The 24,837-nt window shown below is 63.6% G+C and carries 20 protein-coding genes and 1 pseudogene; 2 read left to right on the top strand and 19 right to left on the bottom strand.

Translation table 11 applies throughout. The features are described 5' to 3' along the window. Positions 1–3: 3 nt before the first annotated feature. Together ACV1FX_RS06415 and ACV1FX_RS06410 are read right to left on the bottom strand one after the other, a co-directional pair. On the bottom strand, positions 4–528 hold the full coding sequence (locus ACV1FX_RS06415) for a GNAT family N-acetyltransferase (protein WP_473116710.1): 525 nt from the start codon (positions 526–528) through the stop codon (positions 4–6). 5 nt (positions 529–533) lie between these two features. Further along, a complete protein-coding gene (locus ACV1FX_RS06410) occupies positions 534–1,502 on the bottom strand; it encodes a carbon-nitrogen hydrolase family protein (protein WP_473116709.1) in 969 nt (322 codons plus the stop codon). 91 nt (positions 1,503–1,593) lie between these two features. On the opposite strand from ACV1FX_RS06410, the gene ACV1FX_RS06405 reads away from it, so the two are divergent. Then, entirely contained in the window at positions 1,594–2,520 is a 927-nt protein-coding gene (locus tag ACV1FX_RS06405; RefSeq protein WP_473116708.1) for a LysR family transcriptional regulator, read from the top strand. A gap of 64 nt (positions 2,521–2,584) precedes the next feature. On the opposite strand, the gene fabI is transcribed toward ACV1FX_RS06405, so the two are convergent. From fabI to ACV1FX_RS06385, 4 genes and pseudogenes are all read right to left on the bottom strand, one after another. After that, complete coding sequence (gene fabI / locus ACV1FX_RS06400) at positions 2,585–3,373, bottom strand: enoyl-ACP reductase FabI (protein WP_473116707.1); 789 nt, start codon at positions 3,371–3,373, stop codon at positions 2,585–2,587. Continuing rightward, on the bottom strand, positions 3,370–4,584 hold the full coding sequence (locus ACV1FX_RS06395) for an acetate/propionate family kinase (protein ID WP_473116706.1): 1,215 nt from the start codon (positions 4,582–4,584) through the stop codon (positions 3,370–3,372). The genes fabI and ACV1FX_RS06395 overlap by 4 nt, the downstream gene beginning before the upstream one ends. A gap of 5 nt (positions 4,585–4,589) precedes the next feature. Continuing rightward, a pseudogene (locus ACV1FX_RS06390) lies at positions 4,590–5,609 on the bottom strand (phosphate acetyltransferase); the annotation flags it as partial. Continuing rightward, positions 5,591–7,771, bottom strand: a complete 2,181-nt coding sequence (locus tag ACV1FX_RS06385; protein WP_473116705.1) for a DUF3141 domain-containing protein — start codon at positions 7,769–7,771, stop codon at positions 5,591–5,593. The gene ACV1FX_RS06385 and the pseudogene ACV1FX_RS06390, both read right to left, overlap by 19 nt. 229 nt (positions 7,772–8,000) lie before the next feature. Here ACV1FX_RS06385 and ACV1FX_RS06380 point away from each other — a divergent pair, with 229 nt between their 5' ends. Continuing rightward, on the top strand, positions 8,001–8,522 hold the full coding sequence (locus ACV1FX_RS06380; protein WP_473116839.1) for a GNAT family N-acetyltransferase: 522 nt from the start codon (positions 8,001–8,003) through the stop codon (positions 8,520–8,522). Positions 8,523–8,531: 9 nt separating this feature from the next. Here the strand turns inward: ACV1FX_RS06380 and ACV1FX_RS06375 are convergent, their stop codons facing one another. The 13 genes from ACV1FX_RS06375 to ACV1FX_RS06315 all read right to left on the bottom strand — a co-directional run bounded on the left by ACV1FX_RS06375 (position 8,532) and on the right by ACV1FX_RS06315 (position 24,718). After that, positions 8,532–9,620 (bottom strand): AI-2E family transporter, encoded by a 1,089-nt coding sequence (locus tag ACV1FX_RS06375; RefSeq protein ID WP_473116704.1) that lies wholly within the window; start codon positions 9,618–9,620, stop codon positions 8,532–8,534. Between the two features lie 115 nt (positions 9,621–9,735). Continuing rightward, on the bottom strand, positions 9,736–12,063 hold the full coding sequence (locus tag ACV1FX_RS06370) for a TonB-dependent receptor (RefSeq protein ID WP_473116703.1): 2,328 nt from the start codon (positions 12,061–12,063) through the stop codon (positions 9,736–9,738). Then, positions 12,044–13,105 (bottom strand): HoxN/HupN/NixA family nickel/cobalt transporter, encoded by a 1,062-nt coding sequence (locus tag ACV1FX_RS06365; protein ID WP_473116702.1) that lies wholly within the window; start codon positions 13,103–13,105, stop codon positions 12,044–12,046. The genes ACV1FX_RS06370 and ACV1FX_RS06365 overlap by 20 nt, the downstream gene beginning before the upstream one ends. 68 nt (positions 13,106–13,173) lie before the next feature. Further along, positions 13,174–14,676, bottom strand: coding sequence for a glycerol-3-phosphate dehydrogenase (locus tag ACV1FX_RS06360; RefSeq protein ID WP_473116701.1), 1,503 nt, complete (start codon positions 14,674–14,676; stop codon positions 13,174–13,176). Further along, positions 14,673–15,440 (bottom strand): class II aldolase/adducin family protein, encoded by a 768-nt coding sequence (locus tag ACV1FX_RS06355; protein WP_473116700.1) that lies wholly within the window; start codon positions 15,438–15,440, stop codon positions 14,673–14,675. The genes ACV1FX_RS06360 and ACV1FX_RS06355 overlap by 4 nt, the downstream gene beginning before the upstream one ends. Positions 15,441–15,459: 19 nt before the next feature. Then, positions 15,460–16,500: a 2-hydroxyacid dehydrogenase gene (locus ACV1FX_RS06350; protein ID WP_473116699.1), complete on the bottom strand. Its 1,041-nt coding sequence runs from the start codon at positions 16,498–16,500 to the stop codon at positions 15,460–15,462. Further along, positions 16,493–18,073 (bottom strand): FGGY family carbohydrate kinase, encoded by a 1,581-nt coding sequence (locus tag ACV1FX_RS06345; RefSeq protein WP_473116698.1) that lies wholly within the window; start codon positions 18,071–18,073, stop codon positions 16,493–16,495. The genes ACV1FX_RS06350 and ACV1FX_RS06345 overlap by 8 nt, the downstream gene beginning before the upstream one ends. A 2-nt stretch (positions 18,074–18,075) precedes the next feature. After that, a complete protein-coding gene (locus tag ACV1FX_RS06340) occupies positions 18,076–19,185 on the bottom strand; it encodes an ABC transporter ATP-binding protein (RefSeq protein ID WP_473116838.1) in 1,110 nt (369 codons plus the stop codon). 19 nt (positions 19,186–19,204) lie between these two features. Beyond that, on the bottom strand, positions 19,205–20,311 hold the full coding sequence (locus tag ACV1FX_RS06335) for an ABC transporter ATP-binding protein (RefSeq protein WP_473116697.1): 1,107 nt from the start codon (positions 20,309–20,311) through the stop codon (positions 19,205–19,207). Between the two features lie 3 nt (positions 20,312–20,314). Then, entirely contained in the window at positions 20,315–21,172 is an 858-nt protein-coding gene (locus ACV1FX_RS06330) for a carbohydrate ABC transporter permease (RefSeq protein ID WP_473116696.1), read from the bottom strand. 16 nt (positions 21,173–21,188) lie between these two features. Beyond that, a complete protein-coding gene (locus ACV1FX_RS06325; RefSeq protein WP_473116837.1) occupies positions 21,189–22,115 on the bottom strand; it encodes a carbohydrate ABC transporter permease in 927 nt (308 codons plus the stop codon). Positions 22,116–22,245: 130 nt separating this feature from the next. Further along, positions 22,246–23,685, bottom strand: coding sequence for an extracellular solute-binding protein (locus ACV1FX_RS06320; RefSeq protein WP_473116695.1), 1,440 nt, complete (start codon positions 23,683–23,685; stop codon positions 22,246–22,248). Positions 23,686–23,707: 22 nt separating this feature from the next. Continuing rightward, on the bottom strand, positions 23,708–24,718 hold the full coding sequence (locus ACV1FX_RS06315; RefSeq protein ID WP_473116836.1) for a sugar-binding transcriptional regulator: 1,011 nt from the start codon (positions 24,716–24,718) through the stop codon (positions 23,708–23,710). Positions 24,719–24,837 lie beyond the last annotated feature (119 nt).

Genomic DNA, 24,837 nt, shown 5'->3' with positions numbered 1-24,837 from the left:
GGACTAGGTAGCCAGTCTTGCAACTGGACCTATGGCGCTGGCGGCGTCTGCTTCGGTTCGTCGCGTTGCTCTCGCCATCAGACAAACCGGGACACCGTTGATCACAGTGTGCTCGAACGTCTCCCAGCCAAGGCGCGCATAGAGGGCTTCATTCTTCGGTGTGAAAAGATAGATCCTGTCGAACCCGAGCCGATCCGCCTCCGAGATCGCAGCAAGAGCGAGCTTTGAGGCGATGCCTTTGCCGCGTTGCGTCCGTGGCACAAACACCGACAACAGCCAGGGCGTGAGATGTTTGTGGGTCAGCGTGGTCGCGACGATATTTGCGGAGCCGACGAGATCTCCCTCATCGTTTGAGATCGCCACGAGGGAGATCGGCAGCCGCGCTTTATCAATGGCGCTTCTTAGCCGTTCGGCACGTTGCTCAACGGTGCCGTTCGGGCTTAGATAGCCAAACTCCGCCTGCTGCCATGCCGCAACGGTCGGAAGGTGATGCTCATAGTCGAGCAGATGATGGATCTCGATACCCACGAGCACTATTCCGCGTGTGCGCTGAACGATGCGATCGCTTGTCGGCTACGGTTCACCACCAGGCGTGTCACGTCCGGTCGCGAATAATGCCCCGCTTGATCAAAATTCTGCCGCTCGCGCCGTACGATCCGCTGATCAAGTGTTGCAACGATCAATTCCTCACTATCCGTCACAGGCGCAACGACCCATTCGCCGTCCGGTCCGGCGATGCATGACCCACCGTTCGCCAGCACGTCGGGGCATTTTTCAAGCATTGCTCTTGCAGGACTGTTCAGCGGCACGTCGCTTTTCCGCATGAGGCCAGACACCGCTAATACGTAGCTCCTACCTTCTCGGGCAAGAAAGCGTGTGGTGCCCTCTGTATTCCGCAAATTGCCCGGCCAAAGGGCGACGTGCAGATCTTCGCCCTGCGCATAAAGTGCTGCACGCGAGAGTGGCATCCAGTTTTCGTAACAGTTGAGCCCACCGACATGGAACGGGCCGACGCGATGTACCTGGAGGCCGTTGCCGTCACCAGGCGCCCAGCTCAGGCGCTCTTCGTACGTCGGCATCAACTTGCGATGTACCGACGCGATCTTGCCGTCGCTACCGATATGGACGCGCGAGCAATAGACGCTGTGGCCGCCACGATCGGCCGGGCGCTCGATAAGCCCAAGCATCACGGCAAGGCCCAGCTCCTTGGCAACCTTGGCCACCGGCTCAAGGTGGCCGGCCTCGATCTGGACCGCCTGATCGAGGTAGTGCGCGTGAATCTCTTTCTGAAGGCTTGACTCAAACCGCGCGCCGTCGGTGTGCTCAATCCAGAAGGGATAGCCGGGCGCAAGCGCCTCGCCAAACGCGACGAAACCACAGCCGCGCTGCGCCGCTTTCACACAATAATTGATCACTTTTTCAAGTGTTGCCGTGCGCTCGAGCCAGACCGGCGCAATCTGGACCAAACCAACAGTCAATTGATCGTCTTCAACGGTGGACATCGTAGAATTCAGCCCTGCTTTTATTGCCTTGCTGGATTGCTAGTCGGCGCTATAGCATCAGTCAAATTAATCCTACGCATGAGGCACTATCTTGTTTCCTAATATCACTCTGGTCCAGATGCGGTGCTTTTGCGGAGTTGCGGAGAAAGGCAATTTCACAATTGCTGCAGATCATCTGTGCCTGTCGCAATCAGCGGTCAGCCAGGCAGTGGCGGCATTGGAGCGGACACTCGGTGCACAGCTTCTTGTGCGGGGTCGCGATGGCGTCACGTTGACGAGCGCAGGGGTTGCAGCGTTGGCCGAGGCCCGCGCGGTCCTGGCGGCGGTCGAGCGCCTCGCAGGCAGCGTCCGCCGCTCGGCCGCACTGAGCGGCAACTTGCGTATCGGCGTTGTCCAGAGTGCTGCGATACGCTTGTTACCGGGCTGGCTTCGTCAGCTTCGCGCTGCCCATCCCGATATTTCGGTGACGCTCTACGAAGGAACCGATCCCGAAGTTACCGCATGGGTCCAGACGGGGATCGTTGAAATCGGCTTCACCAGCCGCACGCACGCGGAGCTGGCCGCGTTGCCTGTCTTCCAGGATGATTACGTCGTGCTGGTACCTCAAGGGCATGCCTTTGCCGCAAAATCATCGGTTGCACTTAGAGATTTGGACGGGCAACGCATGCTGTTATCTGGGGGCGGGTGCGAGACGCTCGTTCAGGAACTCCTGGCGACAGCCTCAAGCAATCCCGACATCGTGTGCCTGGTGCGCGACAATGCAACCCTGATCAGCATGGTGAGCGAGGGGCTCGGGCTGACCATCATGCCCGAACTGGCCTTGCCGTTGGATCGGCAAGGTTTCGTGGCGATCAAACTGCGTCCGAACATGCGCCGTACACTTCATGCGGTCACAAGGCGTCGTGACGAGCTGGGGCCTGTACCGTTGACATTTCTGAAGCTCGTCAAGCGCAATCGGAAGTCAGAAGCGACCAGCCAATCGGTGCAGAAAAAAAACACGCTGTCACGGCCCAGGTGAGCCGATCTGACCGATGCTGAACAGGCCGCCCAGGTTGGCTCCTGCGAAGCGGCGCTGCCTCTCCTCAATCAATGATGTGATAGCCGCCGTCGATGTAGAGAACGCTGCCGGTCATCAGCCTGGCACCGTCAAGCGCCAGGAAAGCCGTGGCATGGCCGACGTCATCGATGCTGACGAGGCTGCGTGCCGGCGCTTTCGACTGCGCCTTGTCCATGAGCTCGTCGAACTCCGGAATGCCTGACGCCGCGCGCGTCGCCAGCGGTCCCGGCGAGATAGCATGCACACGGATGCCCTTCGGTCCGAGCTCGGCTGCGGCATAGCGGACGGCCGCTTCCAGCGCCGCTTTCGCCACGCCCATGATGTTGTAGTTCTCCACGACCATCTGACTGCCGTAATAGGTCATCGTGAACAGGGTGCCGCCATTCTTCATCAGCGGCTCCGCGAGGTGAGCCATGCGCAGGAACGACCAGCAGGAGACTTCCATGGTCTTGAGAAAGCCCTCGCGGCCAACGTCGACCACGCGTCCGTGCAGCGCGTCCTTCGGCGAGAAGGCGATCGAATGCAGCAGGAAATCGAGCTGACCCCATTCCTTCGCGATCCGCTCGAACACCTGCTCGGTCTGGCCTTCGACCATCACGTCCAGCGGCATGAAGATTGGCGCCTCCAGAGCCTGCGCCAGCGGCTCGACGTGCTTCCTGGCGCGGTCATTGAGATAGGTCACGGCGAGATCGGCACCGAGCGCGCGAAACGCCCGCGCGCAGCCCCAGGCGATCGACTGATCGTTGGCGATGCCAACGACCAAGCCCTTCTTCCCTTTCAGCGCGACTTTCGTCTCCGGATAAACGGGAATCATGACACCCTCATAGATCTTGCATTTTGCGATTGACCATTCATCAGCAGCGCCAGCGTGTGCTGCGCGATCATCAGTTCCTCGTCGGTCGGCACGACGTAGACGGGAATGAGGCTGCTCGGCCGGGAAATCAGCCGCGAGTGGCGCGCGTTCTCGGCCGCATCGAGCGCAACGCCGAGCCAGCCGAGTTGCTCCGCGACACGTGCACGTATGGTCGCGGAGTTCTCACCGATGCCCGCCGTGAAGACGAAAGCATCGAGGCCCTGCAGAGCGGCCGCCAGCATGCCTGCGGCAAGGCCGATCCGATAGACGAAGTAGTCGATCGCCAGTTTGGCGCGCGAATCTGCGCTCGTTTCCAGCTCTCGCATATCGTTGCTGACGCCGGACAACCCCTTCAATCCGCAGTCGCGATAGAGGAAGTCCTGAACTTTCGCAGGCGACATGCCCTTCTCGGAAATCAGATAGAGCACCACGCCAGGATCGATCTGACCGGGACGCGTGCCCATCGGCAGGCCGTCCAGAGCCGTGAAACCCATCGTGCTCTCGACGCTCTGCCCGCCCTTCATCGCGCACATCGAGGCGCCGCTGCCGAGATGCGCAACGATCACCCGCCGTTTCGCGCTGTCGGGCGCGATCTTCAGCAAGGTCTTCGAGATGTATTCGTAGGAAAGTCCATGAAAGCCGTATCGCCGCACGCCTTCGGCATGCAGCTGATGCGGGATCGCGTAATGATCGGCAAGCGGCCCATGGCTGCGGTGGAACGCGGTGTCGAAGCAGGCAACCTGCGGAAGCGAAGGAAAGTTGGCAAGGATCGAACGGATCGGTGCGAGATTGTGCGGCTGGTGCAGCGGCGCCAGCGGCACAAAGCGTTCCAGACGCCCCACCACGGCGTGATCGATCAGGACCGGCCGCTCGTATTCCGGTCCGCCATGGACGACGCGATGTCCAACAGCCAGCGGATGGATGCGAGCTTCGTTCCGGAGCCACTCGCCCGCGACCTGCATCGCGGCCGGAACGTCCGGAATCGCCTCGATCGGGTAGGCGCGATCGGCCAGGGGATCGCCGCTTGCTCCGCTCGCCCGCAAACGCGGCCGGCTGCCGATGCCGTCCATCTGCCCCTTGATCTGCCGACGAAGGGTACCCTCACCCTCGACCGAGTAGACCTGGAACTTGACGCTCGAGGAACCGGCATTGATAACGAGGATCGTGTCCATGGCAATCACGCGGCAATTGTCGGCGCCTTCTGGCGCCGTGCATGGGCGTAAAGCGCGGCCACGGCGCACGACGCCATCCGTGCACGTGGGCTGTCGGCCCGTGACGTCAGCACGACGGGGACGCGAGCACCGAGCACGATACCGGCACTATCCGCCTTGGCGAAGTAAGCGAGATTCTTCGCCAGCATGTTGCCGGCCTCGAGATCAGGCACGACCAGAATCTGTGCCCGGCCAGCGACCTCCGATTTGATGCCCTTGATCCGCGCCGCCTCGATATCGATCGCGTTGTCGAACGCGAGCGGTCCGTCGAGCAGGCCGCCAGTGATCTGGCCGCGATCGGCCATCTTGCAGAGCGCGGCAGCCTCGATCGTAGACGGAATCTTCGACGTGACTGTCTCGACTGCGGACAGGATCGCCACCCGCGGCGTACTCCGGAAGCAATTGTAGAGGTCGATCGCGTTCTGGATGATGTCGCGCTTGGCGTCGAGATCGGGAAAGATGTTGATGGCCGCATCGGTGACGAAGATGGTGTCGGCATAGGCTGGCACGTCCATGACGAAGACATGGCTGATCCGCCGGTCAGTGCGCAGGCCGCCGGTCTTGGCTGTAACGGCGCGCATCAATTCGTCGGTGTGAAGACTGCCCTTCATCAACAGTTCACCGCGGGCCTCGTGGATCAATTCGACGCCCTTGGCTGCAGCCGCATCGCTGTGCGGCGCATCGACGATCTCGAACCCGGCGATGTCGAGCTCGAACCGGTTCGCCGTCTCCCTGATCTTCCGCTCCGGACCGACCAGCAGCGGCCGGATGATGCCCGCGATTGCACTGTCGACAACGCCGCGCAGCGATGTCTCGTCGCAGGGGTGGACCACGATGGTCGGCGTAGGAGGCGCGGCCTTGGCGGCCGCGATCAGACGATCGTATTTGCTGCCTGCTTGCGTTTGCGTCGTCTCGGCCGCCATGGTGCTACTCCCAATTCTGCCAATCTGCGCTACGACGCTTTTGGCTACGACGCTTTTGCCTTGGAATCGAAAGGGGCGACGTTCGACTCGCCTTCCTCACCGACACCGAAGAGTCCGGCAACCTGCTTCAACCGTTTTGCCCGCTCGCCCGTGATGTCCTCGCTCGCGGACAGCACTTCGCGCATCGCCGCGAAAGCTCCGCGCCGCTGATTGACGTCGTCGGGCAGCATCTTCGGGATCGCAGCCAAGGCTCCGTTCCGGTCGAGCAGCAACATGAAGAATTGCTCGCGAACCAGCATCTTGAATTCGGCCAGCGTCATCCGGGGTCCCGAATGGTCGCGCCGAACCTGGCGCAAGGCCTCGATGCTTCGCTCATCCACCATGCCGCGCGCCGAGCCGACGTAGAGCAGCGCGCGAATCGCAGCCTCGCGAAGACCACCCTCGCCGATCTTCGATTTCAGTTCGGCGATCCTCTTCTCCAACATCGCCCGGTGTTCGGCCGTCATCTCCCGCCGGCCGGATGGCTCGGCGTTCGGATCGACGCCGACGGCCGCCTGCAAGGCCGGTGAACCATAGACATTCAGGAAAATGGCTTCGCTCAGCGCCTCCTGCGAATCCCGCCAGCTATCCAGCGCGTGAACGATCTGCTTGGACATCTGTTCCTGGAACGCCAGGAACGGATTGTCCTTCGAGACCGGCTTGCGCTTGTCCTCGACCGCGTTGGCTGCCGACTTTACCGCCGACATCCACGGATTCTGACTGCTGAAAGCTTCATACTGCAGCCGAAGCGGGTGCAGGTTGCGCGCCAACTCCGCCATTTGCGGGGTCACCATGCCCTTGATCCAGGGCTGTACGTACTTTTGATAGGCCGCGAGGTTGAGTTCCGAGACGCGCTTGGCGGCGGCAAACCGCCGTTCATCCTCGGGCGAATTGCCGCCCATGGCGCGGATATCGTCGAGTGTCCGCGCCTCGCAGCGCATGATCCACTGGCCGGTCGCGAGGTCGGCGTTGACGGTCTCGGACCCCCTCGCCTCGAACGTGGCCTCATAGAGCCCCGGCGGCAGCACGTCGATCAGATCGATGTTGCTCGAGAATTCCGCGTGCTCCTTCTTGGCGACGCCGCCGGATACGAAGATGCCGAGATGGCCGACGCTCTCGTGCACGGTATAGACGATCGTCTGGCCATAGGCCCTGATCTCATCGACATCGGCATAGCAATCTAGGATCCAGTGCAATGCCTGCTGCGGCGGGGTGATGTTGTCGCCGTTGGAGCAGAACACCACGATCGGCGAGCGGATGTTGCGCAGATCCACCTTCCTGCCGTCGGACATCTCGATCTTGCCGGCCGCGAGATTGTTGCCGACGAACAGCTCGTCGACGATGAACTGGATCTCCTCCGCATTGAGGTTGACGTGCCCGCCCCACCAGCGCTCGAATTCGAGATAGCGATCCGCCTCGGTGTCAACCCTGGAATAGACGTTGTATTGCTTGGTCCAGAGCGTGTTCGATGGATTCTGGTTCTCGAAGTTCTGCACCAACCAGGCGCCATCGAACTTGCCGCCGCCCAGATCGCTCGCAAGCGCCGTGAGCCAGCTTCCGCCGAGCAGCCCGCCCGAATATCGCATCGGATATTTGCCGTGCACGCCAGCCCAGTAAGCGAGAGGCGCGCCGGCAATGACGAGCGGCCCGAACAGTTCGGGTCGCAGCGAAGCCAGAATCATGACCGCCCATCCGGCCTGGCAATTGCCGATCACGCAGGGCTTGCCGTCTGCGTCGGGATGGCGGCTGATCACCTTCTCGATGAACAGCGCTTCGGCGCGCGCAATGCGCTCGATGGTTTGTCCCGGCATCGGTTCGGGAAGGAAGCCGATGAAATAGCAGGGGTGTCCCGCCTTCATCGCGACACCGATCTCGCTGTCGGCCTTGAAACCGCCGATGCCCGGCCCGTGGCCCGCACGTGGATCGACCACGATGAAGGGCCGCCGTTTCATGTCGATTTCGACACCCTTGGGCGGAACGATGCGCACCAACGCGTAATTGACCGGCTCGTCCAGCTTGCGGCCGTCCACGATCAATTCGGCGGCATATTGCAGCACGTGCGGCGCCGTCTGTGCGACATGTTCCCGGTATTGGTCACCGCGCTGGCGCATGATGTCCAGAAAGAGCACGCTGCGCTGGCCCGCATCCACCAGATATTCGACGGCCGACGCAACCAGCCCAGACATGGGGCCGCCGGGAAGTTGTGGCTTGTCCAGTTGTCCTTTGTCCAGTTGTGCTTTGTCCAGTTGCTGTGCTTTGTCCATGGACATGTTCCGACCTCGCTGTCGCGCTGCGTCATTCAAGGTGCGGGGCCGCCGGCGAGCGTTGATCTAGGTCAACATCGGGGCCCCCTTAAAGCGATGTCGAGATATGACGCTCGGCGATCACGTCCGAGAGGCGGTATCGGGACGCCCCATGGCAGATATGGAAAACTATTCAGCCCGGGAGCTTCTGAAGGACGGGAGCCCGGTCGAGATCAGGGCACTGCGGCCGGACGACGAGGCGCAGATGCTGGCCGCGATCGAGCAGACAAGCCCGCAGTCTCTGCAGCGGCGTTTCTTTGCCATGAAGCGCCACTTCTCCGACAAGGAACGGGCCTTCTTCATGCAGGTCGACTTCAAAAATCACGTCGCGCTCGCTGCACTTGTCCGTGGCAGTGACGGAGAGATGATTGTCGGTGGTGGCCGATTCATCGTGTTCGAGCCGGGCGTCGCAGAAATGGCCTTCGTCGTAATCGACTCATACCAGGGGCGCGGGCTGGGATCGCTCCTCATGCGGCACCTCATCCAGATCGCGCGCGACGGCGGACTGCAGGAGTTGACGGCAGAAGTCCTCCCCGAGAATACGACAATGCTGCGCGTATTCGAAAGGTCCGGCTTCAAACCGGCCGCGCGCCGTGACCCGCAGACCGTTCATCTGGTGCTTCAGCTCGGCTAGGCAACAGCTTCAGTCGCCTGTCGTTTTTCGCACCGGCGCGCCGCTGTCGATACGGATCCACGCCACGGCGAGTTCCCAGGCCACCGATAGAATGATCGGCCCGATGAAGAGTCCGATGATGCCGTGTGCCAGCGTTCCTCCGATCACGCCGATCAGGATCACCAGCGTCGGCGTGGTCAGACCGCGTCCCATCACGAGCGGCTTCAGGATGTTGTCGAGGAAGCCGACAAGGACGAGAAACACCGTCAGCAGCAACGCCGTCGTCACATCCTTGTCCGTCCAGATCCAGATGACCACGGGCAGGAGGACGATGAGCGGGCCGATCTGCACGATCGACAGCAGCAGGACGACGAAGGCCAGCAGGCCGGCGCTTGGGATGTCGGCGAGCTTGAAACCGATACCGGCCAGCAAGGCCTGAATGATCGCGACGCCGATCACGCCCTGCGCCACCGCCCGGATAGTCGCACCCGCAAGTGCCAGAAAATGCTCGCTCTGCTCGGGCACGATCCGCGACAGGAAACCACGGGTCACCGCCACGAGTTGCGGCCCGAAGGGAAGGAGAATGCCGGAGACGAAGACGGACACCAGGAACTGAAGCGTGCCAAGCCCGGCATCGCCTGCGAATGACAGCAGCGGCCCCGCGAGCGGCTTCAAATAGGGTGCCACCTCACGCAACACCGCTCGCACGTTGGTGTAGGCCAGATCCCAGAATTCATAGAGCTGCGGGCCGATCAATGGCCACGTTTTGACCTGTTCCGGCGCCGGCGGAAGGGCGAGATCACCGGTGCCGAGCTGGCTCGCCAGATCCTTCACGCCCTCCACTGCGCTCACGCCGAGCCAGGCGGCCGGCCCCAGAACGATGCCGAGCGCGACGAGCGTCAGGATCGCTGCCGCGGTCCGGGGACGCCCGCCGAGCAATTTCGCGAGCCAGCTGAAGGCGGGATAGAACGCGACCGCAAGGACCGCGCTCCAGGTCAGGATCGACACGAAGGGACGGATAATGACGAACGTCCAGATGATCAGCAGAGCAAGCAAGCCCAGCCGGATCAGGAGCTGGATGATATCTTCTGCGGACAAGAGCTGGCGGAGCGTCTTCACGGCGGACTCTCATCTCAATGCAGCCTTCGCACAGATATCGGTCGGCTTCGCTCGATCCTGTTGACCCAGATCAATGCTCGCCGCTCCCCGAACCGGGACTTCGATCGCATTGCCCTTAGAACGCGCCGGCCATCGTCACCCGGAAGGTCAGCGGCTCGACCGGGTGCAGCACATAGTCCATCACGCCATTCCGGCACACCGCCGCCGGCGCGGTCTGCTGCACATAGCAGAGATTGTAGAGGGAATCCGTCTTCAGCAGCGAGCCGTAGGCATAGGTGATCTGGTTCGCTTTGGTGTTGAAGAGATTGAGCACGTCGAGCTGGATGCGCCAGCCATTGTCGGTCCTGTAACCGAGCCGCGCATTGACGATGCTGGTCGGCTGCGAGCGGAACGCGTTATCCTCGGTCAGCGGACTGGAGGCGAGATAGCGCCACCGCATGGCGCCGAACCAGCCGGTCTTCTCACCGAGCGTGACGCCCGCGGACGCCACCATGGCCGGCGCATTCGGAATGTAGTTGCCCGGCGCGTTGCCGATCTGCGCCTCGGGGAAGCCTACGAGCGAGGCATAGACCTGCGCCTGCTCGCTGTCGTAGCCGCGAAAGCGCGCATGTGTCATCGCCAGATCGGCGTCGAGGTCGATCCACGATCTTGGGCGATAATGGTTGGTCCACTCGAAGCCGTAACGGCGGCTGGCACGGCTTGCCGTGGTGTCGCCGGCATCGCCCGAGAACAGGATCTCGGAGTCCTGGTCGAGCATGAAGACGCTGAGCGACGTGTCGAGATCCGGAATGACCCTGCTGCGCACGCCGATCTCCGCACCTTTGGTGCGCACCAGCAGCGGTGACGGCGAGAGCTTGGTGCCGGGATCGCTCGGATCTTCCGTCGCCGTCGCGCCGCGCGCGTCGTTCGAGTGCATGCCGTAGCCGGCACCGAGGAAGAACTCGGTCTTGTCAAAGGGACCGAGCACCATCCGGAACTTCGGGCTGCCGATCGCGGCGTTGGCGTGGCCGCTGTTATTTGCGTCATACAGCGAGGCGACATCAGCGGCGTAGTAATCGCCGCGCCAGCCGGCGGTGGTCCGAAGCCAGCCTGTCCAGCGCACAGTGCTCTCGGCGTAGACGCCGACACTGCCCTCTCCAACCTTGTCGCTGCGGATATTCGACAGGAAGTCGCGCTGAAACGTTCGCGTCAAGGCGAGATCGATCGCATCGTAGCGCGATTGCAGGCCGATGGTGGTTTCGACCGGCAGACCTGCGAACGATCCGTTCAGCGTGCGCGCGATGTTGCCGCCTGCCATCAGCCGGTCGTCATGCTGGTGGAACTGATCGCCAAAGGTCTGATCGCTTAGGACATAGGTGAAATTGTTGTAGAGATCGAGCTCGCTCTTGACGACATACGCGTTTGCCTTCCACGCCCCTTTATCGTCGCTTTGCGCGACCCGGGCCGACAGCGCGAAGCGATTGGTGTTGCCGCCATCGCTCGGATCCTCGGATCCGAAGCGATCGAGCAAGCCGGAGGTGATCGCGCGTTGCGGCACCTGATCGGTCGAATTCCATTTGTTGGCATAGGCCATGCCGGTGATCGAGACGCCGTCGGTCGCGGTGCCCTGGCTGTAGCGCATCAGCCCGTTGAGCTTGCGCATGTTGTCGGGATTGTCCCACGGGCCATCGTAGGTGCCGGCCTCGCCTGCGATCAGCAGCGAGCCGTCGCCGAGCTTCACTGAATCCATGCCAAGGAAGCGGCGATAGCCGAAGCTGCCGGCGGTCACCTGCGCCAGGCCCTTCACGGTGCGGTCGATCAGGCCGATATGCACGCTGCCGACGGAGGAGAAATCACCCTCATCGGCAAAATACGGCCCCTTGCCCACGTCCATCGCGGCGACCGTTTCCGGGATCAGCCAGTTGAGGTCGGCATAGCCCTGGCCGTGCGCGTGCGTGCGCATGTTGACGGGCACATCGTCGACATAGATCGCAAGGTCGGTGCCGTGATCGAGGTTATAGCCGCGCAGGAAATACTGGTTGGCTTTGCCCTCGCCGGAGTGCTGGGTCACGATCAGGCCGGGCACCGCCTCCAGCAGTTCGCCTGGACGGGCGACGGGACGTGCGTTGAGATCTTCGCCCGAGACCCTGACCTCGCTCGCCATGCTCGGCGGCGCGTTTGCGCCGGAGGCCACGCTGCGCCCGTCCGATCCTGCTGCGGTCGCGGGCTGTGCCACGATATTTCGATTGGCCGGCGCCGGCTTGCTGGCACGACGCGGTGATGACCGCTTCTTTGGCCGCGCCGCATCCCCGCTCGTCACCTGGATCGGCGGCAGCTCGCGTGACGTGGTGCTATCTTGCGCCTCGGCGCGGCAGCCGCTGCAAGCCACAACGCAGGCCGAGATCAATGATAGCGCGCCGTATCGCCAGTCGCACCCAACGGCATCACGTCGCCTCGGCAACATCAGTGCATTCCAGAACGTCGGACCCGGTACGGCGCGCAAAGGCGGTGCGATAGCAAACGATCGAGACGATCCAGGCGAGCACGAACAGGGCGATCACCGCGAAGCCGAAATTGGCGAGCGAGCCGTTGAGGCTTTCGATCAGCGTCCACGGCCCACCATCGAGGCCAAAACGCTGGCCGATCAGGCCGAGCGCCTCCACCCCGCCGATGAACAGCGCCACCATCACGGAGGCGCCGGTGATGGTGAGGTTGTACCAGAGCTTGCGCATGGGATCGACGAAGGCCCAGCGATAGGCACTCACCATCAGCGTCGAGTCGGCGGTATCGACCAGCGCCATGCCGGCTGCGAACAGTGCAGGAAACACCAGCACATCTGACAGCGAGGCGCCGCGCGCGGCTTCCGTCGCCGAGATGCTCAAGAGCCCGATCTCGGTCGCGGTGTCGAAGCCGAGCCCGAACAGAAAGCCGAGCGGATACATGTGGCGGGATTTCGAGACCATGCGGAACATCGGCGCGAGCAGACGCGCCAGAAAGCCGCGGCCGGCCAGCAGTGCCTCGATGCCGTCTGCATCATGGATGCCATGGGCGCGGACCTTGCGCAGCGTCCGCCACAGGCCGACGAAGATGATGAGATTGACCACGGCGATCAGGAGCAGAAAGAGGGCAGACACCGAGGTGCCGATCAAGCCGCCGACGTTCCTGAGCAGGCTATCGCCGCCGAAGCTCACCACGCCGAGGCAGAGCAGCAGCGTGGCGACGAGCACGACCGTGGAATGGCCGAGCGCGAAATAGAGCCCGGCGCTTTTCGGCGCCTCGCCCGCATGCATCAGCTTGCGCACGACATTGTCTATGGCCGCGATGTGATCGGCATCGACGGCATGGCGCAAGCCAAACACCCAGGCCAGCAGCGCAGTCGCCATCACCGCGGGCCGGTCGGCGAACAGCGCGAAGGCCCAGATCCAGGCCGCGATGTTGGCCAGGATGAGTCCCGCGAACAGCAGCAGGGTGCCGGATGTGTCCCCCTGCCCAGACCACTTCGTCACCCGTCCCGCTCCATCCGACCGCACCCCGGTATGATCTTTTTATAGAACCGTCATACTCGGGGGCAAGCCTAGATTTTGGTCTCAAACGCCTCCCGCTGGGCCGGCGTCAGATGCAGCCCATGCTTGGTACGCCGGTCCAGGAAGTCGGCCGGGCTTTTGGCCCACTCTTTCTCGCGCAAATACGCCGCTTCGCGTTCATAGAAGTCGCCGCCAAAATGACGTCCGAGATCGGCGGAGATGCGCGCCGAGCCCAGAAGTTCACGGGCACGCGTCCCATACAGGCGCGCATAGTGATGGATCAGCTTGCGCGGAAGATCGGGGTAATCGTGCGCGAGACCGACGACGAAGTTGTCGAAAGGGGCGCCGATATCGCCGCCGGGCAGCGGCGCTCCCGCCGTCCATGCCGGCGCCATCTTTGGAAACCAGGCCTCCAGGCGCCCCAGCGCATGCTCGGCGAGCCGGCGATAGGTCGTGATCTTGCCGCCGAAGATCGACAGCAGCGGCGGCGTGTCGGGCGTACCGTGAACCTCGAATACATAATCGCGCGTCACCGCCGACGGATTGTCCGCGTTGTCGTCATAGAGCGGGCGCACCCCGGAGAAGGCATGAACCACTTCGTTTCGGCGCGGCGGAGCCCGGAAGTAACGGCTCAGGACCTTGAGCAGATAGTCCGTCTCGCCCTCGTCGATCGCGACGTCCTCGGCGCGACCGTCGTAAGGAATGTCCGTGGTGCCGATCAGCGCGAGATCGTCCTCATAGGGATTGACGAAGATGACGCGGCGATCCTCGTTCTGAAGCAAATAGGCTTGCGGCCCGCTCCAGAATTTCGGCACCACCACGTGGCTTCCCTTGACCAGCCGGACATTGTGCGAAGAGTTGAAGCCCGCGACACCCTGCACGACGTCCTGCACCCAGGGGCCTGCCGCATTGACGAGGGCGCGCGCGCGAACGATCTGCGTGCCGCCGTCCCCGCCCTGCATCTCCAACTGCCAGACGTCCCCTTCCCGGCGCGCGCTCACCGCGCGGGTGCGCGGCAGGATCTTGGCGCCACTCTCTGCGGCATCGATCAAATTGAGGATCACGAGCCTGGCATCGTCGACCCAGCAATCCGAATATTCAAAGCCGCGGCGAAATTCGGCACGCAGCGGCGCGCCCTCCGGCGCATGGGCGAGGTCGAGCCCGCGGCTCGCAGGCAAGCGCTTGCGGCCGCCGAGATGGTCGTAGAGGAACAGGCCGGTGCGGACCAGCCAGGCTGGCCGTTGCTCCGGGGAGTGCGGCAGCACGAAGCGCATCGGCCAGATGATGTGCGGGGCCGATGCGAGCAGGACCTCGCGCTCGATCAGGGCCTCGCGGACCAGGCGAAACTCGTAATATTCGAGATAGCGCAGCCCGCCATGCACGAGCTTGCCAGAACGCGACGAGGTGCCTTCGGCGAAATCGTCCTTCTCGCAGAGCAGGACCTTCAGCCCGCGCCCCGCCGCATCGCGGGCGATACCGGCGCCGTTGATGCCACCACCGATGATCGCGAGGTCGACGAGCCCGTGATCCCTGCCCGCGTCAGGCGACGTCATCGCTTTCCGCTGCGCTTTTTCTCAACCCGCTGCCGTGCCGCCGCCTTCGCCGGCTTTGGATTCGATTTGGCCTTCGACTTAGTCTTCGATTCAGGCTTCGACTTAGGCTTGGGCGCCTGCAATCCGTAAGTCGAGAATCCCCTCGCCGTTTCCGCGATCTCCGCCTCGCTCAGAATATGCGGCGCGCCAAGCGCAAGCGAGAGATAGTATTGCCGCGCGATAGTCTCGAGCTCGACGGCGAGCCACATCGCCTTGTCGAGATTGGCCCCCACCGCGATCATGCCATGATTGGCGAGCAGGCAGCCGTTGCGGCCATCGAGCGCTTGCAGAGCGAGTTCGGATAGCTCGGCGGTCCCATACCGCGCATAGCCCGCGCAGCGGACGTCGTTGCCGCCGAACGCCGCCATCATGTAGTGACACGCGGGAATCGGCTTGCGGGCGATCGCGAGCACGGTCGCGTAGGTCGAGTGAGTGTGGACGACACCGCCGACATCCGGCCGCCCGCGCATGATATCGAGATGAAAGCGCCATTCGGTGGACGGCTGGAGCGGTCCTTCCCAGGAGCCATATTCGCCCTCGAGCGGCATCGACGCGATCATCTCCGGCTTCATCGCGTCATACGGCGTCGCCGACGGCGTGATCAGCATCCGGTCCCTGTAGCGGGCCGAGATATTGCCTGACGTCCCCTGGTTAAGACCCGAGGCGTTCATCCACCGGCATTTGGCGATGATCGCTTCGCGTAACTGTCGCTCCTCACGGGTCATGTCGAAACACCTTTCGTCTTCAGCAAGGGTTGAGCGGCGGCTCGCCGGCGAGATAGCGGCGAACTTCTTCCGCGGCCTGATCGGCAGCAATGGTGACGGTGCGCAAGGAGGCGCCTGCGATATGCGGCGTCAGCGTGACGTTCGGCAGTTGCAGAAGCGGCCAATCCGGCGGCACCGGCTCGACCGCAAACGTGTCGAGCATCGCGCCGCCAAGGCGCCCCGAAGACAAGACATCGAAGAGTGCCTGATAGTCGACCAGCGGGCCGCGCGCCGTGTTGATCAGCAACGCACCGGGTTTGACCTGATCGAGCGCCGCGCGATCGATGAAGCCCGTCGTTTCGGCGGTGACCCGCGCATGCAGGCTGATGACGTCGGCGCGCGCCAGCAATTCGGCCAGGCCGACATGCTCGACGCCGTCACTGCGGTCCTGCGCACTGAGCTGAACGTAGGGATCGGCGACCAGGATCCTGCAGCCGAACGCCTTGAGCAGCTTCACCACGCGCGTGCCGATCGCGCCATAACCGACGATGCCGACCGTCATCTCGCCGAGCTCGCGCCCGGTGCGGTCGGCGCGATAGAGATCGCCGCGCCATTCGCCACTGCGCAGGGATTCGTGGCCGCTGCGGATCAGGCGCGTCTCGGCGAGAATGGCGCCGATGGTAAACTCGGCGACTGCGCTCGCGTTGCGACCCGGAGTATTCACGACGATCACCCCGTGATCGCGTGTCGCCTGCATGTCGATATTGACGGGACCGCCACGCGAGACCGCAATGAATTTGAGGTTCGGCAAACGCTCCAGCATCGACCGCGAGATCGGTGCGAGGTGCGTGACGAGTAGTGCCGCGTCGCCGATGAACTCCGCGACCTCGTCCGGATCGCCCATGAACTCCTTCAGCCCATCGAGCTTCGAGCCGGCATAGCCGTGCTCCATCGGCTCGTCCGGCCAGGGCTGCTCCAGAAGGCGGATGTCGACGCCGTTTCCGCAGGCGGCGGTGATCTTCTCGGCGAAGACCGACGGCAGCATGAAGCGATCACCGACGATGGCGATGGAGCTAGACATGACCGGCTCCCGCACGCAGCGCCGCGAGCTGCTTCCAGACCGGCCGAGACGCCAGTCTTGCCTCCAGATAGGCCGGAAACATTTTCGCATAGCGCGCGGCCAATGCTGCATCTGGTGTTTGTCGTTCGTTCAAATACGGTCTCACCCAATCCTCAGCACAACTGGTCATATCGGAATAAAGGCCGGTTGCGACGGCCGCAATCATCGCAGCGCCAGCCGCCCCGGCTTCGCCGCGGCTACAGACGCGCACATTGCATTCGAGCGCGGCCCCAAGGATGGCTCCGAGCGCGCGGCTGCGCGCCGCGCCACCGGTGATCCGCACCTCGCCCGGCAACGCTCCCATCGCGGCATAGCAATCGCGAGCGGCGAAGGCGAGCCCTTCCATCACGGCACGCATCAAGTCCCAATAGCCATGACGCGACCGCAGACCGATCAGTTGTGCGCAAGCCTCATGCGCAACGAATGGCCCGCGCTCGCCGGCATCGGAGATGAAGGGGTGGAACAAGAGCTCGCCGGCCTTCGCCGTCAATACGTTCTCATCCAGGCGGCGGATAAGATCAGCACGCGACCGCACCACGCCCTCGGCGGCGAAAAGATCACGCGCAAGATCGAGCAGCCAGTCGATGTTCAGCGTTGCCGCCATGTTGGACTGCATCTGGGTGTAGTGGCCGGCGACCGGGAACGGCATGGTGTAGCCGGTCGCCTCGGCGTTCAGCGTCACCGCCTCGGCACTGGTGGCGAGCCGCATGTGCATGCCGGTGGAGCCGATGATGGTGCAGCCGACATCGGGTGAAGGATCGTAGAGGCCCGCGCCGAGCGCGTTGCAGATCACGTCGACATAGCCGAGCGAGACCGGCACGCCCTCGGGAAGTCCGGTCTCGATCGCAGCAGCCGCACCCAGCGCATGCGTCGTCGTGACCCCGTCGACGACTTCGGGAAACAGGGCCGCGCAATCGGCGATGCCGATCAGCCGCGCCGTCTCCGCATCGAAGCGGCGCTTGCGGAAATCGCCACAGGTGAAAGTCGATTCCGACGGATCGGTCGCACGCTGGCCGGTGAGCAGGAAGTAGAGCCAATCCTTGCAGTGAAAGGCCGTCCTGGCCCGGGACAACGTCTCTGGCGCATGCGCTTGCAGCCAGGCGAGTTGCGGCCCCTGCTGGCAGGCGTTGAGCCCGGAGCCGGTGCGCCGATAGAGCGCGGCATTGCGCTCGCTGGAGCGGATCCCTTCGACGAGGCTGGCGGCGCGGGAATCCAGCCAGAGCAGCGCGGGCGCGACCGGGCGGCCGTCATCGTCGATCAGCCAGGTGCCATCACCCTGCCCCGTGACGGCGATGGCCGCCAGACGCTGGGAAATATCCGGCGCGGCCGCCACCAGCCCGCGCAATGCGGCGACGGTGTCGGTCCAGGTCCGCGACATGTCCTGCTCAACGTGGCCGCCGGGCGAGGTCGTGTATGTATTGGGCAGGGAGAAATCGCCGAGCTGCCGCCCGTCGCGTGTGAACGCCACGGTCTTGATCAGAGACGTGCCTGCATCGACGCCGATGATCACATCGCGCTGCGGCAAGGTCTGCATGGTCAGCCCCCCTCCGCGTGACGAATGCAGGTGCCGTCGGCCCCGAAGATGTGAAGATGGCGCGGCTCCAGCGCGAACGGAATGACATCCCCCGGCCGCGCCGCGATCCGGTTCGGCGTCACCGCGATCAGGAGATGGCCGGCACACTCGCCGGCGACATGCGACTGGTCGCCGAGCCATTGATTGGACACGACGCGCACGCGGACATCGCCCGTGCCGACCGCGACCTTCTGCGGCCGGATGCCGACCCGGAGCCGCCTGGTCTGCGCGAGCGCCTGCCGCGCCGCCTGATCGAACGCATCACCTGGAATCGCGAACGCGATGTCGGAGCCAACCGACAGGCGGAAGCCACCATCGGTGGGTGCGATATCCGTCTCCAGCAGATTCATCGGCGGCTCGCCGATGAAGCTGGCTACAAAGAGATTGGCCGGACGGTTCTTCAGTTCCTTTTCGCTGGCGAATTGCTGAAGTACGCCGTCCTCCATCACCGCGATGCGATCGGCCAGCGCGCTCGCCTCGGTCTGGTCGTGGGTGACGAAGATCGCCGTCATGCCGCGCTCGGCCAAAAGGCCCTTGATCCGCCCGCGCAGCACTGCGCGGAGTTGCGGTTCGAGCTGGCCCATGGGCTCGTCGAGCAGATAGAGGTCGGCATCCCGCACCAGGGCACGCGCCAGCGACACACGCTGCTGCTGCCCTCCCGAGATCGCGCGCGGAAAGCTGTCGAGAATATCCTCGATCTCGACCAGCCGCGCGATCGCCTCGACCCGACGCGATATTTCGCTGCGCGAAAGCTGCTGTGCCTTGAGCGCAAAGGCGATGTTCTCGCGTACCGTCAGCGGCGGATAGAGCGAATAGCCCTCGAAGGCCATCGCCACCTTGCGCTTCGCCGGCGGCAGTTCGTCGATCCGCCGCTGCGAAAGCGCGATCGCGCCCGAGGTCACGCTCTCGAAGCCTGCGATCATCCGCAAGGTCGAGGTTTTGCCGCAGCCGGACGACCCCAAGAGGGCAACGATCTCGCCCTTCTTCACCTCCATGTCGAGCGCGCGCACGGCGTGCACCGGCGGCTTGCCGCGGCTGCTGTAGACCTTGTCGACATTTTTGATTTCGAGCATGGCCATGGGTCCGCTTCCCTCACGCCGCCTGGCGCCGGTGCGGCAAACCAACCCGGAGCCCGGTCGCACGATCGAACAACAGTGCCGCCTCCGGCGCAAAGCGGACGAAGACGCCGTCGTCGGCGCTCGCCATCGGCGAATCCGGCGGCAATGCAGCGAGCCATTCAGAGCCATCGGCAAAGCGCAGCAGCAGCACGGCCCTTTCATGCATCGGCGTGACCGCGACGATGCGCGCGGGAACGGCGTCCTCGCTCGCTGTCCGGGTAATGACGAGATCATCGGGACGAACGCCGAGCCAACACTGGCTGAGATCGGCTGGCTGCTGATCCACGGGATCGAGCCTGACTTTGGTTCCGGCAATTTCGGCCGTCAGGGCGCCCTGCTCGGCGTGTGGCGTGACCTCGGCAAGATTGATGCTGGGATCACCGAACAGGCGCGCCACCGCGACCGACGCCGGCCGAGCGTAAATCTCTTCGGGGCGTGCGACCTGAACGAGACGACCCTCGATCAGCACCGCGATGCGGTCCGCAATCGCCATCGCCTCGCGATAGTCCTGGGTCACGTAGAGCACCGATGCCGAGCTCCGGCGGAGCAGGCTCGGCAGTTCCAGGCGCATCTCGTAGCGCAGCTTGGCATCGACGTTGCGCAAGGGATCGTCCAGCAGCAGCACCTCCGGATTGCCGATCAGCGCACGCGCCAGCGCCGTGCGCTGCTTTTGCCCGTTGGACAATTCGCGGGGCATGTGGCCGAGCACATGCTCGATCTTCAATAACCGGCTGATCGACGACACCCGCGAGGCCAGCTCCCCGCCCTTGGCCTTGGCCCGCAGACCGCTCGCGATGTTGTCCTGCGCGCTCATGTGCGGGAACAGCGCAAAGTTCTGGAAAGCCATGCCGATGCCGCGCTGCTCCGGCGGCGCGCCGACGATGGAGCGGCCGCCGACCATGATGTCTCCCTCGTCGGGCTCGAACATGCCCGCGATCATGCGCAACAGCACGGTCTTGCCGCTGCCCGAGGGGCCGAACACCGCGACGATCTCGCCGGGCTCGACCGCCAGCGACAGGTTGTCGGCGCAGCGCACCGCGCCGAAAGCCTTGCCAACGGAATTGAGTTCGAGACGTGCCATGTGTCAGCCCTTCACCGCGCCGAGCGAGAGCCCCTCGACCAGATAGCGCTGCGCATAGAGTGCGAGCAGTAGCGTCGGCGTCACCGAGAGGACGATGGCAGCCGCGATCTGGCCGTACTGAATGCCGGAGGCCGTGACGAAGGCCAGCGCGCCCACGGTCACCGGCTGCTTGTCGGCGGAAGCCAGGATCAGCGCGAAGACGAAATTGTTCCAGCAGAAGATGAAGGAGAGCAGACCCGCGGCCGCGATGCCGGGACCGGCGAGCGGCACCGCAATGCGGGTAAAGGCCTCGCGCCAGGAATGGCCGGCGAGTCGATAGGCGTGCTCGATGTCCGGGCTGATGTCCTCGAAATAGCCGCGCACGATCCACAGGATCAGGGGAAGCGCGATGAGCTGATAGACCCAGACGATGCCGAAATAGGTGTCGCTAAGCCCGAGCTGCTGGTAGTACAGCGACAGCGGCAGCAGCACGAGCAGAGGCGGCGCAAAGCGGAACGACAGCAGCGTGAATGCGATGCTCTCGCCCAGACGGAACTTGAACCGCGCAAAGGCATAGGCCGCGGGCACACCGAGCAGCAAGGCCAGGAGTACCGCCGCGCTCGACAGCACGAAGCTGTTCATGAGGTTGCGCATGAAGGAGATCTCGAGATTGCCGGCCGTGGTACGGAGCTGGCCCGAGATCAGGGCCTGATAGTTGGAAAGCGTCGGCTCGAACAGGATGTGCGGCGGAATGCGCAGAATCTGCTCATTCGTCTGGAACGACATCATGAAGATCCAGGCGATCGGGAACATGAAGAAGACGAGCACCAGCGCCAGCGCCACGCCCCGGAAGATGCGACCTGCGAGACTGGAATGATCCATTGCCGCCTCCTCGCCCTTACGCGTGACCGTGGGCGCGTGCGCGCAGCCGCAGCCAGTTCTTGATGAAGATGTTCGACAGGATGTTGGTGATCAGCCACAGGATCATCAGCAGCGCCGCCGAGCGGCCGACATTGGTGTACTGGAAGAATTCGAGGTAGGCCTGGACCTGGAACACCATCAACCGGTCGCCGGGCCCGCCCTGCGTCATCGCGTAGATGATGTCGAACTGCTGGATGGAATCGAGCAGGCGGAACAGCGAGGCCGTGATGATGTAGGGCGCGAGCATCGGCAGCGTGATGCGGAAGAACACGAAGCTTGCCGGAACGCCATCGAGCGCCGCGGCCTCGAACGGCTGGCGTGGCAGCGAGCGCAGGCCGGCGAGCAGCAGGATCATGATGAAGGGCGTGTAGACCCAGACGTCGACAAGCACGACCGTGAACAGCGCACTCGAGGGGTCCGACGCCCATTTGAAGTCGTGCACGCCGAACAGGCTGATGAGATAAGACAGGATGCCAAAGCCCGGATTGGTCATCAGCTTCCACATCAACGCGGCAATCGCGGGCGCCGTCATGAGCGGCAGCAGCAGCATGATCGACACCGCATTGTGGAAACGCGTCGGCTTCCGCAGAAGCAGGGCGATGCCAAGGCCGAGCAGAAGCTCGAGCACCACCGTCAAGGCGGTATAGACCAGCGAGATGCGCAGCGTATTCCAGAACGCGGGGTCGGAGAGGAAGTCGATGTAATTGTCGACCCCGATGAAGCCGCGCAGGTAAGGCAGGTTCAGCCGGTAGCGCTGGAGTGAATATACGGCGGCCGTCACGAACGGCACGAGGATGGCGATGCAGACGAGCAGAGCCGGCAGGCTCAGCAGGTAGGGCAGCATGCGCCCGCGCAGCCTCGTGGTGCGGCGCGGAAGCACGGAGGTCTGAAGGAGTTGAACCATGCTCATGATGATACGAGATCACATAATCACTGCAACACCGCCGGCCCGGATCGGGTAGGCGTTCCGAACCGGCGGGTTGTCGTGGCGCGGAGGAATCAAGACACCACGAAAGGCGTCAACCGAGGCAAGCTCATCCAAGACCTGCTTGTTTAAGCTGGCGATTGATGCTGTCGGCGAGCTTGTCCAGCCCTTCGTCGACGCTGATCTCCTTGGCGACCATCTTCTGGAGCGAGGCCGCCCATTCGGTGGTCAGGTCGAAGAACAGTGGCTGCGCCGTGAAGTAGATCTTGGCGCCCGGGGCCGAGACGTCGTGCTGCTCCAGATAGCCGGGATAGGATTTCGCGATGCGGTCACGGAACTCCGAATCCTTCCAGACCGAGGCACGCACCGGATTGACGAAGTCCATCTTGCGGGCGCCGAACAGATCGTGCTCGACGGAGGCCGCCCATTGCATGAACAGCCAGGCCGCATCCTTCTGCTTGGAGAAGCTCGACAATGCGAGCGACCAGATCCAGACGTTCGGCGTCGGCGCCTTTGCGGCCGGATTGGCGGCAAACGGCGCGTAGCCGAGATTGCCCTTCTCCTTGTTGTCGCCGCCGTTCATGAAGTAGCCGAGAATGTCGGCGTCGAAGATCATGCCGGACGCGCCCGCGCCGAGGTCGGTACCGACCTGATACCAGGTGTAGGTCGACCAGTTCTTCGGGCCCGAGGTCTGGATCATCTTGACCCATTTCTCGTGAAAGTCCTTCGACGCCTTGGTGTTCATCGCGGCCTTCAGCTTGCCGCCCTCCATCACGAAGTCCTTCTGGCCGAAGTTCGAATAGGCCGAGAGGAAGCCGGGATGGATGGTCGCCCAGGAGCGCGAACCGCGGACGCCGACGCCGTAGGGGCCGCCTGCATCCTTGGTGATCTTCGCCGCCACCTCGAGCATCTCGTCGAGGTTCGTCGGCGGCTTGACGCCGACCTTGCTGAAGATATTGCGGTTGTAAGTGATGTTGTTGAGCTCGTAGCCCCAGGGGATGCACCACTGCTTGGCCTTGCCCGAACCGAGCTCGGAGCCTGCAACGCCGTCCCAGGCGGTCGAAGACCGCAGGCCGGGCAGCACATCGTCCCAGGCGAAGGCCGGGTTTGTCTTGGCGGGATCCTTGATGTAGGTGTTGAGGTCTTCGATCCAGCCGGCCGGACCATAGGTCCACGTCATGTAGGCGCCGGTCATGAAGGCGTCGTACTGATCCGATTTCGAGGACAGCGCCGCCGTCACCTTGTCGAAGTAGACGTCCTCGGGGAAGATGTCGTAGGTGACGTTCATGCCCGTCAGCGTCTTGAACGCTTCGAGGTCGCCGATCATGGCATCGACGTAGGGATGCTTGTTCAACAGCAGCTTGACGGACTTGCCGCTAAAGGCCTTCCAGTTGAAGTCAGCGGCCATCGCCCGCGACATCGCGGAGGCGAAGCCTGCATTGGCCGCTGCGCCGGCAATGCCGAGCTTGGCGGCTCCGTCCAGTAGATCGCGCCGGCTGATACGTTTGCCGGCGTAGGAATCGAACAGATTCTTCTCGCGGTCGTACATAGTAACCTCCCATGGTGCGCGTTTACTTTCCCTTCCGACTCTTGCTCTTGGTTTTGCCGGATGTTGCCTCCGGCTTGTCGGTAGCGAGTGCCTGCGCTGTCACCTCATCGATGATGAGGCCGTGCAGGAGGCCGCTGCGCAAAACCGCGCGCAGCGCCGTGACCTTGGCCAGCCCGCCGCCGATGGCGACGATGCGGTGCTTCCTTAAATCGGCCGCCTCCATCGAGGTGGCACGCGCCGAGAGGTCGATGTCGAGCATCTCGCCGTCGGCATTGAAGAAGTGGCCGAGCAGATCAGCGCAGGCGCCATCGCGCTTCAATTCCACGACCTCGTCCGGCTTGATCATGCCGCTTGAGACCAGAAAGCCTTCGGCGTGGATCTGGCCGATGCCGACGAAGAGGAGCGAGGCCTTGCGGGCGAGCGCAAACACGTCGGCAATGCCGTATTGCTGCATCAGCACTGCGCGGTCGGCGACGGAATTGGCGAACACGGGAACCGGCAGAAGATAGGCTTCGGCGCCGGTGCGCTCGGCGAGACGATGGATGACGTCGAACGGATTGGCGGCAAATTTCCGCGTCAGTCCGCCAAGCAGCGACACGAATTGCACGCCGCGCGCCGGCGTCTGCGGCAATTGCTCCACCATCGCGGCAAGCGTGCGGCCATGGCCGACGCCGATGATCTTGTGCTCGCCGCGCTCCAGGAGCTGCCGCAGGAAGCTCGCGCCCTCCAGGGCCAGCGCCTTCAGCGGTAGATCGCCCTCGCCGAGATCGGGCGCGACGCGGCAGAAGGTGAGCCCGTAGCGCTCGGCCAGCGAGTTCTCTAGCGCCACGCATTCGGCAACCGGCCCTTCCACGAAGACGCGGATCATGCCTTCGCGGCTGGCGCGCGCGATCAGCCGATGCGCCTTGGTGCTCTGGATGTTGAGGCGGTCGGCGACCTCCGATTGGGTCAGCCCGGCGGCGAAATAGAGCCAGGCCGCGCGTGTCGCGAGCGACGCTTCGCCGTCAATCGTCGCCAGCCTGTCCGGTTGCATCACCACGGCGAAAAAGCCTGCTTGCAAATTTCTTCACGACTTGCAAAAAATTGCAGAGGCCGGCCGGGACGTCAATCCCCCAAACGTGCTGCAGTGCAATCGCGGGTCGCGATTGTGAT

The organism is Bradyrhizobium ingae (assembly GCF_055791185.1).
Note: the sequence above shows the minus strand (reverse complement) of the source record. Positions and strands in the feature narration are given on the sequence as shown.